The organism is Bacillus andreraoultii (assembly GCF_001244735.1).
Taxonomy (GTDB): Bacteria; Bacillota; Bacilli; order Bacillales; family Caldibacillaceae; genus Caldifermentibacillus; species Caldifermentibacillus andreraoultii.
Window position 1 is genome coordinate 1,994,716 of the sequence record NZ_LN868937.1, and the last position, 15,893, is coordinate 2,010,608.

General features: G+C 36.5%; 12 protein-coding genes. All 12 read right to left on the minus strand.

Annotation, left to right across the window (positions count from 1 at the left end; translation table 11 throughout):
• Nucleotides 1-4: 4 nt before the first annotated feature.
• The gene (locus tag BN2144_RS14675) at nt 5-2,005 is read right to left on the minus strand and encodes an acetoacetate--CoA ligase (RefSeq protein ID WP_033828971.1); all 2,001 of its coding nucleotides are present in this window, start codon (nt 2,003-2,005) and stop codon (nt 5-7) included.
• Nucleotides 2,006-2,029: 24 nt separating this feature from the next.
• Entirely contained in the window at nt 2,030-3,328 is a 1,299-nt protein-coding gene (locus tag BN2144_RS14680) for a GntP family permease (protein WP_033828972.1), read from the minus strand.
• A gap of 130 nt (nt 3,329-3,458) precedes the next feature.
• Nucleotides 3,459-4,202 carry an SDR family NAD(P)-dependent oxidoreductase gene (locus BN2144_RS14685; RefSeq protein WP_033828973.1) on the minus strand — a complete coding sequence of 248 codons (744 nt, stop codon included), beginning with the start codon at nt 4,200-4,202 and terminating at the stop codon, nt 3,459-3,461.
• Between the two features lie 34 nt (nt 4,203-4,236).
• Nucleotides 4,237-5,217, minus strand: a complete 981-nt coding sequence (locus tag BN2144_RS14690) for an NADPH:quinone oxidoreductase family protein (protein ID WP_033828974.1) — start codon at nt 5,215-5,217, stop codon at nt 4,237-4,239.
• 22 nt (nt 5,218-5,239) lie between these two features.
• Nucleotides 5,240-6,778 (minus strand): acyl-CoA carboxylase subunit beta, encoded by a 1,539-nt coding sequence (locus BN2144_RS14695; protein ID WP_033828975.1) that lies wholly within the window; start codon nt 6,776-6,778, stop codon nt 5,240-5,242.
• A gap of 42 nt (nt 6,779-6,820) precedes the next feature.
• Nucleotides 6,821-8,479, minus strand: coding sequence for an AMP-binding protein (locus tag BN2144_RS14700; protein ID WP_033828976.1), 1,659 nt, complete (start codon nt 8,477-8,479; stop codon nt 6,821-6,823).
• A gap of 110 nt (nt 8,480-8,589) precedes the next feature.
• Nucleotides 8,590-9,366 (minus strand): enoyl-CoA hydratase/isomerase family protein, encoded by a 777-nt coding sequence (locus tag BN2144_RS14705; RefSeq protein ID WP_033828977.1) that lies wholly within the window; start codon nt 9,364-9,366, stop codon nt 8,590-8,592.
• Nucleotides 9,363-10,247 carry a 3-hydroxyacyl-CoA dehydrogenase family protein gene (locus BN2144_RS14710; RefSeq protein WP_033828978.1) on the minus strand — a complete coding sequence of 295 codons (885 nt, stop codon included), beginning with the start codon at nt 10,245-10,247 and terminating at the stop codon, nt 9,363-9,365. Before BN2144_RS14710 ends, BN2144_RS14705 begins: the two co-directional genes overlap by 4 nt.
• Before the next feature lie 28 nt (nt 10,248-10,275).
• Nucleotides 10,276-11,892, minus strand: coding sequence for a long-chain-fatty-acid--CoA ligase (locus BN2144_RS14715; protein WP_407638074.1), 1,617 nt, complete (start codon nt 11,890-11,892; stop codon nt 10,276-10,278).
• A 175-nt stretch (nt 11,893-12,067) separates the two neighbouring features.
• Nucleotides 12,068-13,738: a long-chain-fatty-acid--CoA ligase gene (locus BN2144_RS14720; protein ID WP_033828980.1), complete on the minus strand. Its 1,671-nt coding sequence runs from the start codon at nt 13,736-13,738 to the stop codon at nt 12,068-12,070.
• Between the two features lie 187 nt (nt 13,739-13,925).
• The gene (locus BN2144_RS14725) at nt 13,926-14,681 is read right to left on the minus strand and encodes a 2-phosphosulfolactate phosphatase (RefSeq protein ID WP_230199754.1); all 756 of its coding nucleotides are present in this window, start codon (nt 14,679-14,681) and stop codon (nt 13,926-13,928) included.
• A 4-nt stretch (nt 14,682-14,685) separates the two neighbouring features.
• Nucleotides 14,686-15,753 carry a phosphotransferase family protein gene (locus BN2144_RS14730; protein WP_230199755.1) on the minus strand — a complete coding sequence of 356 codons (1,068 nt, stop codon included), beginning with the start codon at nt 15,751-15,753 and terminating at the stop codon, nt 14,686-14,688.
• Between the last annotated feature and the right edge of the window lie 140 nt (nt 15,754-15,893).

Below are 15,893 nucleotides of genomic sequence, written 5' to 3' on the forward strand. Positions count from 1 at the left end.
ATTTTTATCTCCCTTCTTTCCATTCCCCACGCTTGAAAGAATTAGACTTTTCTAGTTCGATAAAGTAATTTAAAGACTCCGGGTTACTCATTGCATCTTTACTCGCCGCTTTTTCAATTGGCATACCAAGTAATATTTTTTTAACTGGTATTTCCATCTTTTTACCAGTTAATGTTCTCGGTACTTCTTTTATGACAAAAATTTCATCTGGTATATGGCGTGGTGAAACTTCTTCTCGAATTTTTCTATTAATCTCCTTTATTATTGAATCGGTTAAGGAGAGACCTTCACGAAGTACGACAAACAACGGCATATAATTTCGATAACCATAACCACTTAAATCGATAACCAAACTATCAAGAATTTCTGGAATAGATTCAACGGCATTATAAATTTCACTAGAACCGCTACGAACACCAAAGCGATTTATTGTAGCATCACTACGTCCATAAATGACGGCCGTATCCCTCTCTGTAAATTTTATTAAATCTCCATGTTTCCAAATATTTGGCCATAAGTCAAAATAACTTTCCTTATATCTTTCCTTATTCAAATCATTCCAGAAAAAAATGGGCATTGATGGAAATGGTTGTGTAATAACCAGTTCACCTATTTCATCAATCAATGATTTTCCATCTTCATCATAAGAATAAACTGCAACACCTAAACATTTACATGGAATCTCACCTGCATAAACCGGTAAAATTGGTGTTGATCCAACAATCCCGGCACAAATATCTGTTCCTCCACTACTTGGAGCAATACGAACATCTTCTTTTACAAAATCATACACCCACTTGAAACCTTCTGGTGAAAGAGGTGAGCCAGTATAAGCAAATGTTTTCAGATGAGTTAAATCATATTCTTTTCCTGGTTCCAAGCCTTGCTTCATACAATTTAAAATATATGGCGGACTTGTTCCGAACGAAGTCATTTTTGTTTCTTCTGCTAATCGCCACAACACACCTAAATCCGGGTAAGCGGGACTCCCATCATATAAAATGGCGGATGCACCTGTAAGCATGGACGCAACAACGATATTCCACATCATCCATCCCGTCGTTGTATACCAAAAGAAACGATCCTCCTCGGTAATATTTGACTGTAAGTTCAAGGAGAAATGGGATAAGAGGATTCCACCATGACCTTGAACAATCGCTTTCGGTAATCCTGTCGTACCTGAGGAATATAAAATCCATAATGGATGATTAAATGGAACAGGCTCAAACGTTAATTCACCCGAAAACTTAAGAATTTCATTCCATCTTGTCACATTTGATAACTGGTTAATAGTAGGTGTATCATCTAAATAAGGAACGATAATGGTCTGTTCAATACTTGGAATGCTTTTAACTATTTTTTCCACTGTATCGAGTCGATTGAATGATTGACCATTGTAGCGGTAACTATCAACTGTTATTAATATTTTAGGTTCTATCTGTTTAAATCTTCCCAGAGTACTTCTAATACCGAATTCTGGGGAACAGCTAGCCCAAACAGCACCGATACTTGCTGTAGCAAGAAATGAAATAATAGTTTCTGGTATATTCGGCATGTAGGCCACAACACGATCTCCAGCCGTTACCCCTGTTTCTCTCAAGTGAGCAGCTACAGAAGAAACCTTTTGAATTAACTCATCCCATTTCATTTCACTTAATGGTTTATTTTCGGACTTATAATAAATTGCCGTTTTTCCTTCCTTAGCATTTCTTAAAATATGTTCAGCGTAATTTAAGGTTGCTCCAGGAAACCACTCAGCATTCGGCATCTGCCATTCGTTTAAAACAGCTTCATAAGGCGTATAGGATTTAACCTGGAAATAATCCCAAATTGAAGTCCAAAATCCCTCGATGTTTGTCACTGACCATTCCCATAAATCACTATAAGTCTTTGGTTGATAAAGCCCCCTTTCATTTAACCAATTCATATAATTTGTAATCAAAGCTTCTTCTATCACTTCTTTCAATGGCAGCCAAAGTAATTCTCCCTCTTTTACCGTCATCATGCTCATCCCCTTTATTCTAATAAATCAACCGTAAATTAAGAATGCAGCGAATATCGCAAAAATAAGAGCAATTAATGGTGCAACACAACAGATCCAAAATACAGGTCGATACCCTTCTTTATGCGTTAACCCCGCTACTGTTAGTCCAGTTACAACGGCACCATTATGAGGTAGTGAATCTAACCCACCCGAACTGATTGCTGCGATACGATGAAGAACTTCAGGATTTACTAGATTTGCATAATGCTCCCCTAACGCTTCCATCGCAATACCTAAGCCCCCAGATGCAGATCCAGTGATTCCAACAATAATATTCGTTGCAATGGCTAATGAAATTAATGGATTTCCAGGTATATCTAATATAGCTGTTTTCATAATTTCAAAACCATTTGTCGCGGCAACGACACTTCCAAACCCAACAACCGCACTTGTATTTAATATCGGTGATGCGACATTCATCGCCCCAGTATTAAATGTTTTCATAGGCTCTTTTAGAAACTTAAAGAATAAAACACCCGCAATAATTACAGCTAAAGCTAATGAAACTTCAATACTAAATTTAATGACATTTAAAAAGAGTAATAGTGTTGCAGAAGGGATAATGCTTAATAAAAAATGCGGAATTCTATTATTCCCCTCACTTAGTTGAGTAACAATTCCTTTCGTTTCTTCATAACCTAGGTTTTTAGCTTGATATTTTTTATCTTCTCGATATAACCACCAGAGACCAAATGGGATAACGACGATTGTAGCTACGATTCCTACAATTGGCGCAGCTGTTGCAGTTGTTCCTAAATAATTTATTGGAATTAGATTTTGTATCTGTGGTGATCCAGGTAACATCGTCATTGTAAAAGTTCCGGATCCTAAAAAAGACGCTCCAACAAAGATTGGCCATGGTATATTCATTTCTTTAAAAATAGGCCTTGCAATGGGCATAACAGCAAATACAACGACAAACAAACTTACACCACCATACGTTAACGCCGCTGTTATTAACATAATTGCGATAATAACAGAAATCCGACTCTTACTTCCTGTAACTTTAAGAATACCCCTTGCAATACTTGTTGCAGCACCACTGTCTTCCATGATTTTTCCAAAAATAGCCCCAAAAAGGAAGATTAAAAAGTACTTTCCAACAAAACTAATAAATCCACCAATATAACTTTCTGTTAACATTTGATTTATTTGAATATTATTTGTAAATGCGACAATGGCTGATACAATCAATGAAATAATTAGAAGATTGAATCCTCTTAAAGCTAGTATAATTAATAATGTAAGGGCGACGACAACTCCGATAACGCTTACGATTTCCACAAAACTTCCTCCCTTACTTTTATAAGAACAATCTTAAATATTTCAAAACACGGGGCTTCTCATTAATAAGAAATTTTTCTTATAATGATAACAAGACCCATAACTTATCTCATAAATCCATTAGAAGTTGTTATATATTTAAAGTCCCACCATCAATAATGATTGTTTCTCCTGTAATAAAAGAAGATTCATCTGAGGCAAGAAACAGAACCGCATTGGCTACTTCGTTTGGTTTACCAATTCTTCTTAATGCGTTTGCTGTTGAGAGAATGGGCCATTTATCTGTTTTTTTCCAGTCTGTTACCATTTCAGTGTCAATAATGCCTGGGGCGATAGCATTGACGCGAATATTTTTTCGTCCATATTCTGTTGCGGCAGTTTTCGTTAATGCAATGACACTCGCTTTTGAAGCAGAATAAGCAGCGACTAATTTTTGACCTTTAATACCAGCAATACTTGCTGTATTAATAATAGACCCACCTTTTTGTATTTTCGGTAAAACATACTTCATCCCTAAAAAAACACCTGTCATATTAATATCAACGACTTTCTGCCATTCCTCTAACGAAACATTTGGTAATTTCTTCTCGAGACTACTGACCCCCGCGTTATTGAAAAGTATATGAATTTTTTCATAAGCTTTGATCGTCTCTTCAATCAGTGCTTCAACCTCTGTAGGATTCGTCATATCCGTCTTAATAAAGAGTCCATCTCCTCCTGTTTCTTTTATTAAATGAACCGTTTCTACACCCTTTTCTTCCTGGAGATCTGACACCACTACTTGGGCACCTTCTTTTGCAAAACGGAGGGCAGTTGCTCGCCCAATTCCACCCCCACCACCTGTGATGATAGCTACCTTATTTTCTAATCGCATGTAATCATCCTTTCTTATAAAAATCCAAACAAATTTAAAACTTTACAATTAATTTTCCATATGTTTTCCGGTCAGCTAATATCTCAAGCGCTTGAGGTACTTCCTCAAGATCGAATTCACGGTAAATAAGTGGCCGTATTGCGTCTTGTTCATAAAGATTCATTAGTTCTTTGTGTATTTCTACAACCTTCCCTGGATAAAGTCGAGCGAATAACCCCCAATGAACACCAACGATTGAGTAATTTTTTACTAATGCATGATTAACCGGTGCTTCAGAGATTCTTCCTCCTGCAAAGCCAATAACAAGAATCCGTCCATCAAATGCAATACATTTACGAGATTTATCAAACACATCTCCACCTACAGGATCATAGATGACGTCTGCCCCACGACCGTTTGTTTCACTTTTGACAATGGAAACAAAGTCGTCTTTTGTATAATCAATGGCGATATCTGCGCCTAAATCTTTACAAATCTTTACTTTATCCGGCCCACCTGCTGTAGCAATTACTTTCGCACCAATCGCTTTACCGAGCTGAATTGCTGCTGAGCCAACTCCACCTGCACCAGCGTGAACGAGGATGACTTCACCTCTTTTTAAATTGGCGCGATGGTACAGTGCATAATACGTAGTTTGATAGGTAATAAACATTCCTGCAGCTTCTCCTGGTGAAATTGCACTTGACACTTCATACACAGAATTTTCATGAACGACAACATACTCGGATAACCCCCCATTTGGTAATTGTGGTGTTGCAAGTACTCGCTTCCCGACTTGCAATTGGCAACCTTCTCCAACTTCTTGAATCACACCTGAAATTTCTGAACCCGGTGTGAAAGGTAGTGGTGGTTTTTCTTGATATTTACCTTGACAAAGAAGAATATCAAAAAAATTGAGTGAAGCCGCTTCAACTTTAATAAGTACATGACTAGGTTCTACTTTAGGTATGGCAACTTCTTGTAGCTCTAACACGTCATTTGGTTCACCAAGTTTTGTTACTTTCCAACTACGCATATAAATTCCTCCCAATTATCTATTAGTAACCCGTAGGCCAGTTTGCTAGATTTCTTTTGCTTTTAGCCCCATTTTTAGCACATGCATACTCTACTGTTTGTGCTAAAAATTTTCTCGTATCGCGCGGATCAATCACATCATCGATTAAAAACTTACCTGCAGCTTTATAAGGCGAACTGTCAAAACTCCAAGATTTCAATAACTCTTGTCTTTCTTCTTGCGGATTTTCCGATAGTTGTAATTTACGACCATATACAACATTAATTCCAACTTCTGGTCCAGTAAAATTCATTTCCGCTGTCGGCCACGCAACAACAAAATCAGCCCCCATCGTTGGTCCACACATATTTCCGAAAGCAGCACCAATGCTTTTTCGAATAATAATTGATATTTTCGGCACAGTCGATTGTGCTAAAGCTTGATTCCAAACCATAATTTTTGTAGGCATTTTTAGTTTTTCAGCATCACTAGAAACACGAAATCCTGGTGTGTCATGTAAAAATATCATCGGTATATTGTAAGAATCACATAAACAAATAAATTCCGTAGCCTTCTCACATTCTTTCGGTCCGGCTGCTCCGGCAAATTTCAATGGTTGGTTCGCTAAAATTCCGACTACTCTACCATTAATTCGAGCAAGGACAGTAATTAATGCTGTTCCATATAATTCTTTTATCTCGAATAATTCACCATCATCAACAATCAGTCGGATAACCTTTTTCATATCATAGGCCCGTTGCCTTCTTGTTGGGACTATATCGATTAATTCACTAATTTTTCGATACGGATTATCCTTTGTTTCCTTAAATGGAGGTTCCTCATTGCCATTATCTGGCATGTATGATAAAAATTGTTTCAGATGATGAATATTCATGTCCTCATTTTCAGCAAAACAATCTACTTGGCCTGTATGATTTGCATGGATTTCCCAACCACCTAATTCATTATTTGATATTTTTTCTCCCGTAGCGACTTCTAACATCCTTGGTCCAGCTACTGCCATCGATGTACCTTTTACTTGAGTTACGAAGTCGGAAGAAACTGCCGTCCATGTAGGTCCACCAAAACTATCTCCAAAAATACCCGTAATCATTGGTATTCTTCGATTATGCAACAATAACTCATCCGGAAATAACAGTTGACTTATTCCATCAGAGCCCATTCCATCAGGCATTCGTAGCCCTCCACCTTCCATTAAGTTGAGTAAAGGGAATCCTCTCTTACAAGCATAATCGTGAATTGCTTTTGACTTACGAAAATAAACCATTCCTTCTGTTCCCGCGAAAACAGTTTTGTCTGATGCCTGTAATACGACTTTTCTGCCGTTAATCTTGGCCAATCCGGTAATAATGCCATCAGTCGCACTTTTACTTTCACTACCTTCTTGATCTGAATGAGCAAGTAAACCAACTTCAAGAAACGATCCAGGGTCAATGAGCTTATCAATTCTTTCCCTTGCTGTATATAATCCTTGATCATGTAATCGGTTTTGTTTTTCCTCTCCACCGCCAAATAGGTGAGTCTCTTTTTTTGCCTGTAATTCTTGGATCAATTTTTCCATTCGTACATCCTCCAATACATTTCCTAATCTTTAGAGAGGCATTTACTTTTCTTTTAAAAGTCTCCTTAAAACTTTTCCTGAAGGGGTGGCTGGTAATTGATCAATAAACTGTACAAATCGCGGGTATTTATAGGCAGCCATATGGTTTTTTGCCCATTCAATGATTTCTACTTCTTTCATTTTCCCTTTATATTCGGGTTTCAAAACGATAAATGCTTTCACACTTTCTCCACGTATTTCATCAGGCACACCAATGACAGCTACTTGTAACACCGCTTCATGAAGACTTATTAAAGCCTCAACATCCTCTGGGAATACACTATAACCTGAAGATTTAATCATTTCTTTCACTCGTCCAAGAAAAAATAAATAGCCATCTTCGTCTAATTTTCCGATATCACCGGTATGTACCCAGCCATCACGTAAAGTTTCCGCGGTTGCTTCTGGACGGTTCAAATACCCTTTAAAAACTCCTGGATTTTTTATGATAATTTCACCTTGATTTCCAGCTAACAATTCTTCTCCTGTCTCGGGATTAACGATTTTTATTTCTGTATCATACGTAGCAATTCCGCAAGAACCATATTTAATCTTATTGATAGGCATAAATGTATCGCATGTATGGGTTTCACTTAAACCATACGAAGCTTCAAATAACAAACAACCGTCAGTTAATTTACTCCATGCGTTTGCTAGTTTCTCATCAACATTCATCCCAAAGCTTGTTGCAAAATTCAATTCAAGCGAGGTCAAATCCCGATTTTCAATTCCCGGATAGAATAGAATAGCTGCATTCATTAATGCGATTGTATATAGTTTGTTAATCTTATATTTTTCAATCGCTTGAATAGCTGCTTCGATATCAAATCTTGTAAGTAGTACACATGTTGTTATGGAATAAACGGGGATATTAACCCCCATAACCATACCTGCTATATGGCAAAGGGGTGCTGTAGCTAATGTACGGTCTCTTCTATCAATTTGGTATGTATTTACAGTGGCTGCTGTTTTAAATAAAGCATTGCCGTATGTTAACATCGCTGCTTTTGGTCGCCCAGTTGTTCCTGATGTAAATACCATTAATGAAACATCTTCCCAAATATTAATTTCAGCTGTTTTAGCTAACGGCTTAGAAAGATGAATCGCTTCCAACATATCGTATGTGCTTCGTATTTTCTGCTTTTTTAGATTAAGTTCGTTCGGGATTGGTAAAGTTACTTGTTCACTTAGAAAATCACGGTAATTCGTTGTTATGACAAATTCAAGGGTTTCTGTTTTGCCTACGATATTTTCTAATTCACCGAAAAGTTCCTGGCTAGCTATAATCGCTTTTATTTTTACTTCCTCTATTGAATACTGTAATTCGGCTGCTTTATACATTGGATTCAAGGGAACAACAATGGCACCAATCATTTGTATCGCATAATGGCCAATTAAATATTGGGGACAATTTTGCATATATATCGCTACACGGTCTCCTTTTGTAATACCTTTTGTTTCTAGAAAACTAGCAAACTTAAGAGATGAATTACATAATTGTTTCCACGTTATCTCATTTCCATAAAAAATATAGCTCACTTCATTAGGTATTTCACTCGCATTTATTATTAAATATTCATGCAATGGTTTCTCACCTAAACGGTATTTAATCTCATTTGGAATACATTCTGGCCAACTCTTTCTCAAAACCGAATCCCCCATAACAACACCTCCGAACAAATAAATGCTATAAAAGAGCCTTCTTCATCGTTAAAATAGTCTTTTGCTTTGAAGAAGGCTATAAATTTTATCTTTATCTGTCTTACGAAAAACTATTGGTGTTTAAATTTCGGCTTTCTCTTTTCAATAAAAGCAGCAACACCTTCTTTAATATCTTCTGTTTGGAATACTTCTTCAAAAAGTGTAGCCTCGTATTGGACACCTTCCATTAAATTTAGTTCAAGACCGCGATCAACGGCTAATTTTATTCTTGATAAAGCAGGTAACGACTTACTAGCAATCTTTCTCGCCAGTTCCATCGCTGCCACGTAAGATTTCCCTTGTTCCACGACCCGGTTAACAAGACCTAAGTTTCGTGCTTCCTCTGCAGAAATTGGGTCACCGGTAAACATCATTTCTTTTGCTTTTGCTTCACCAATTAACCTTGGTAGTCTTTGAGTTCCTGCTCCACCAGGAAATAGTCCTAAATTAATTTCAGGAAAACCAATTTGTACTTGTTTTTCAGCAATACGGATATCACACGTAAGGGCGAGTTCACACCCACCACCAAGAGTTAAGCCGTCTAAAACAGCAATGGTCGGTTTAGAAAGATCATCTATTCGGTTTAACAAATCATGCATATACATAACATTTTCCCGCATTGCTGGATTCCCCATCATGTTTGGAAACTCTTTAATGTCAGCACCAGCAATAAATGCCCGGTTACCTGCTGTTGTCAAAACAACACAAACAACTTCTTTATCCGTCTTGATTTTTTCAATAATTGTTTTTAAGTCTCTTTGTACTTGCTGATTCAATACATTTAAAGGTGGGTTATCAATTGTTATTACTGCAATTCCTTCCTCTTTCTTCCACGTAACAAGACTCATCGAGAAATCACCTCTTTCCGATAGTCATACCATCCCTTACCCGTTTTTCTACCAAGCTCCCCGGCTTTTACTTTTTCCTCGACACATTTTGCTGGTCTGTCTTTCGGGTCTTGTGTTTCTTTATACAGTTCCATATTGGCATAATATCCAACATCAATACCGGATAAATCCATTAATTCAAATGGACCCATTGGGTGGCCTAATGCTTTTTTAGCAATTAAATCAATATCTTTAAAGTCTGCATATCCATTTTCATATAAGTAAACGGCTTCATTTGAAAGGGCGAACAATAAACGATTCGCAATAAAGCCATAAATTTCTTTCTCAAGTAGTACACCGGTACGACCAATTTTTTTACAAAAATCCATCGCAATTTGAACGGACTCATCAGATGTTTCTTCACTTTTCACCACTTCTACACAATCCATAACAAGTGGAGGGAAGAAAAAGTGCATATTTAGTATTTTTTCGGGACGGTTTGTTACAGTTGCAATTTTGGAATTGACAATAGAAGAACTATTCGATGCTAAAATCGTGTGACTCGGTGCATATTGATCTAGTAACTTAAATACTTCTCTTTTCACATCGAGTTTTTCAACAACTGCTTCGATCACTAGATCAGCATCTTGTGCAGCCTCCTTGATTTCTGTCGTCGTTCGTAATTTTTGGAAGGCTAATCGTCTTTGTTCTTCAGACAGTTTTCCTTTATTTACCCAGTCATTCATTCGTTGTTCTAACATATCAATTGCTTTTTCTAAAGCTTTCTCATTAATATCTTGAAGAACAGTTTCAAAACCACCAAGAGCGCTTAGCATTGCTATTTGATGTCCCATAGATCCTGCACCAATGACTGCAACATTTTTTACATTTTCGATACTCATATTTCTATCCCTCTCCTCAACATTTTAACTATTCAGATACTTTTGTGGAATCTTCTTTTATTTTTCGGCGTAGAATTTTTCCAACGCTCGTTTTCGGTAATTCACTTCTAAATTCAACGATTCTAGGCACTTTAAATGCTGCTAGTTTCTCACGGCAATAACGAATAAGTTCGTCTTCTGTAACTTGTTCACCTTGTTTTAAAACAACAACCGCTTTAACTGTCTCACCACGATATTCATCCGGAACTCCGACAACTACTGCTTCTTGAATTGCAGGATGTTGGTAAATTACTTCTTCTACATCTCGTGGATAAACATTATACCCACTCGCAATAATCATGTCTTTTTTACGGTCAACAATATAGACAAAACCATCTTCATCCATAGAAGCAATATCCCCTGTATATAGCCAACCGTCTCTTAATGTATTCTCTGTTTCCTCTGGCATATTCCAGTAACCTTTCATAACTTGTGGACCTTTTATTATAAGTTCTCCTGTTTCACCTGGTTTGCACTCCGTTGTTCCTGTAGCAAGATCAACAATTTTATAATCGGTTGATGGAACACCTATTCCGACACTACCTGGCTTTCTTGGACCAAACGATGGATTACAGTGCGTTGTTGGTGAACTTTCCGATAGCCCATATCCTTCTAGAATTTGAGCTCCAGTTTTATTTTCAAATAAATTCAATAGCTCTACATGCATGGGTGCACTTCCGCTATTACAAATAGTAATACTATTTAGCCCGTATTCACCAACTTTTGGATGATTAATTAAGCCAATATACATCGTCGGTACTCCTGGGAACGATGTTGGCTGCGTAACTTTTATCGTTTGTAATACTTCTTCAATATCAAATCTTGGTAACATAATACTTAATGCACCAGTGTAGATTGCTAAATTCATACATGAGCTCATTCCATATACATGAAACAGAGGAATGACAGTTAAAAAGCGCTCCTGTCCTGGCTTGATGACGTCACGAAAATACTCAAAACATTGCATAACATTAGCAAGGAGATTTCGATGGGTAAGCATGGCACCTTTCGAACGACCCGTTGTTCCGCCTGTATATTGTAAAACCGCAACATCATCCTCAACATGAATAGAAACTGGATTTGGTGGTTTTTTGACAGACTTTAAGAACGTAGAAAACTCAGTAGAAAATTCATTTTCTTCATCTTTTCCTTCAAAATTAACAGTAATCACACGTTTTACTGATGTATTGGTAATCACTTGTTTCAGCACAGGGACGAGTGGTTCATAAATAACAATCGCCTTTGCTCCGGAATCTTTTAATATATACTCTAGTTCGTTAGGAGTGTACATGGGGTTTACTTGAGTCACAATTCCACCCATTTGTAAAATCCCATAGTAACTAATTACATATTGAGGACAGTTTGGTAGCATAATTGCTATTCGATCTCCTTTTTCTAGGCCATCTTGTTGTAAGCAAGAAGCAAATGCCCCCACTAGTTCACCTAATTTACGATAACTCATTTCTTGCCCGAAAAAATATAATGCTTTATTTTCTGGGAATTTCTTGATTGTATCCATCAACATTTCAGGTAATGACTTATTTGGGATTTCGATTTCTGTACGAATATGTTTTGGGTAATGCTTATACCAAATTTTTTCCATTATACCAACCTCCATAATAGATTAATAGATAACGCTTACATATCAGTCTGACATTTGATGTATTGTACCATATAATAGTTATTCATTTAGTACTCAATTCATGCTTTGAATAAAAAGACAAATCTTGGAATCATGTCATAGAAAGTTAAAACGTTATATTAATATTTTTTTAACTTAATTAAGAAGTTGGTGTTTCCTCCATTGATTCTTTTTGTAAAACTCTCCACAAGATTTTTCCACTACTCGTCGTTGGAAATTGTTCTCGAAATTCTACAATTCTCGGATACTTGTAATTCGCTAATTTTTGTTTTGACCATTCAATTATTTCTTTCTCAGTGATTCTCCCTCTATAACTCTCCTTTAAAATGACATAAGCTTTCACTGTTTCTCCACGTTTTAAATCTGGGGCACTAACAACACAAGCTTGTTGAACTGCCGGGTGTTCATAAAGAGTTGATTCCACTTCTGTTGGCCAAACTTTAAAACCAGCTGCATTTATCATTCGCTTTAATCGATCAACAATAAAAAAGTATCCTTCTTCATCCATTTTTACAATATCCCCTGTTTTAAAGAATCTTTTTCCATCAATCTCAATGAATGCTTCTTTATTTTCTTCTTCTCGTTGATAATATCCTTTAAATACTTGGGGTCCGTGAACAACAAGTTCACCTTCTTCATTTGGTTCAAGCTCTTTACCTGTCCCAATATCTATAACTCGAGCATCTGTATTAAATGAAGGAATACCAAGACATTGTAATTTTGGCCGATCTGGTGGGTTGAAATGCGTATGAGAAATTGTTTCTGTTAATCCAAACCCTTCAACATAGCGTAATCCAGTTCGCTTAAATAGGTTCTCACCGACAGCTTGAGGTAGAGTAGCTCCACCTCCACCGATGACTTGTAAAGATTCGAGAGCGTATTTTTCTAAATTTGGATTAGATAAAAAGTCAATTAGCATCGTACTTATATTAACCCAATGAGTACATTGAAACTCTCCAATAGCTTTAGCTGCATATTCTCGGTCCCATCTAGTTAATAAAACGAGGGTGCTTCCAGCATAGATTGGTGTAAGCATACTATGAATAAGGCCTGTAACATGGAATAGAGGTAGAGTTGTTAATGTTACAGCATCAGCAGTTACGTTCATCCAATGATAAGCACTAACCGTATTTGCTTGTATTGTTTTATTTGTATGGACACACCCTTTCGGCAACCCTGTCGTACCTGACGTATAAGGAATTGCAGCAATGTCATCACTTTCACCAACATATGTAGATGGGACAACATTTGCTGACATTGCTTCATGCCAAGAAGTATCTTCAATCGATGGAATTCTAGGTGCCCCAACTTCATCGGGGATTTGACCGATTGCTTCTTTTATATTGATATAGTCTGAATAAGTTGCAATAATAATATTTTTTAATGCGGTTTTCCCTTTTAATGGTGCTACTTTTTCATATAACTCTTGACTAACGAAAGCATGTTTAATTTCACAATCTTTAAGATAAAATTCTAAGTCTTTCGTTGTACTCATCGGATTAATAGGTACAATAACAGCACGTACCCGTAAGATTGCAAAGAAACTAATGATAAATTGAGGAGAGTTTTGCATAAATAATAAAATTTTATCATTTGCGTCTACACTAAGTTTCTTTTGTAAATAACCTGCCAGATTTTCAACCTCTTGCAGTAGTTGCCTATACGTATATTCTTTTCCGTAATAATGGATAGCAATTTTATTCGGATACTTCTTTGCAGTTATTATTAAGTTATCAACTAAAGTTATTTCAGGGATTGTTAATGTCTTCGATAAGCGCGCTGGCCAATATTTATAATGTAATGAGTTCATATGGTTCCTCCTCACTAAAAATTTTTTTGCTAATAGAAAAGTAAATATTTTTCAATTTCAACATTCCTTGTGCGCTAAAAAACGCACAAGGAATGCTCTAGCTGCATTACATCGCAGCCAAAAAAAGCTTTTTCGGCGAACTACGGGTCTCGTTTCGCCTGAAGGCTCTTACGTCCCTGAGTTTTCTTTATAAAGGTTTTATTACTGAATTTGTCACTGATGTTATATATTTCTTATCTTCTAACTTAAGGACTAGTGGCAATACACCTTGTTGACTAACAAATGAAAGGTCATATTCATAATGATATTTTTTAAGATTAGCTCCAACACGAGACTTCGTTAAAATTTGTAGTGATTCATGAGCTCTATTTTCATAAAATAATGTTGCTGCAAGCGAGCTATCTGTTAATTCTACATTTTCAATTCCTATAGTTTTTATTAACTGTGAAATAAAATAACCAGCACCATAAAAATCTTCTAAACAAAACGTATTTGAAGATCCGGAACAAACGACAATAATGGTTTCTCCATTATATTGTTTAGCAATATGCTCGCAAACAGTATTTCCGTTCAGTAGTGAGGCAATATATACCTCTTTCGCACTAGAAGATTTCCTTATCGCTACAGTTCCATTCGTAGTTGAAAGAATGACATCTTTTCCCAATACTTGACGCTGTAGGATAGATGGTAAAGGGTCTAGAAATCCCTCAATGGTTACTCCATTATATTCACCGACAAGTGCAACTTCCCGATCTTGGATATTTTTAGCCTCTACTAATGCCTCATTTCCGTCCATAACAGGAATGACTCGGTTAGCACCATAATAAAAACAAGCTGTTATTGTTGAAGTAGCTAGTAGTACATCAAAAACTACGGCAATTTTATCCTTGTTCATTTGTACTGAATCAATTTCCTCTTTTTTTAAGAGCGTATGAATTTTCACTCCATCACACACCTTTACTGTAATTCAAAGCATGATGTATCAAGCTTTTTACTTGTAAATCGAATTTTGCAAACCTCTCATCGTTTGTTTGCCCTTTTTTATATCGATAATAAATTTGTTGACAAATAACAGCTAATTTAAAATAAGCAAATGTTAAATAAAAATGGATATTCGTTAGATCACGACCACTCTTTTTTGCATATGCTTCAATAAATTGTTCACGACTATAAAACCCTTCTCTTGTAGTTATTGACTTTCCACCAAAAGATTGTTTTAAGACATCGGGATCACGCTCTTCCATCCAATAACTAAGTGCTGCTCCGAGATCTGCAAAAGGATCGCCAACAGTTGTCATTTCCCAGTCGAATAATCCGACCATTTCGTTAAAATCAGGAGAAAACATAGCATTATTTAATTTATAATCATAATGGATAATTGTAGGTTCAGGGGATGTCGGGATATTATTGATAAGCCATTTTGTTAATTCGTCAACACCAACGACTTCATCCGTTTTTGAAAGCTCATATCGCTTCGTCCATCCAGTAACTTGGCGTTCCATAAAGCCTTCTGGTTTTGACATATCTTTTAAAACCGTCTTATTATAATCGATTCGATGCAATTCAACTAATTTATCGACCATTATTTCAGAAAGTTTCTTTCCTAATTGTGGTGTGTATATTACCCACTCAGGGAAATCCGTATCAACAACAATACCAGTTCTTCTTTCCATAATAAAAAATGGACTCCCTACAATTGTGTGATCATCGGAAAATAAATATGGTTTTGGTGCTGTTGGATAATATGCATGAAGACTAGCCAATATCTGATATTCACGCTGCATATCATGAGCTTTCGGTGCAACTGGTCCATGTGGTGGGCGCCTCAATACTGCTTCCCATTCACTAATCCGTAATAAATAAGTTAAATTTGAATGTCCTGCTCCAAATTGTTCAATTTCTAATTCTCCATTTGGAATCATAGGAAGATTTTCTCGAATAAAACGAGATAAAACCTTTTCATTCAGTTCTTCTCCTTTACGAACGACAATCGTGTCACGATATGATGTACTCACTTTCCCACCTTCATTCATTTAATTTTCGTTGACTAATAGAAAAGTATAAATTTTCTAATTTCCAATTTTCTTGTGCGCTTAAGCGCACAAGAAAGGCTCTAGCAGCTGCATCAAAGCCGAAAAACTCCCTCTCTTTTTAG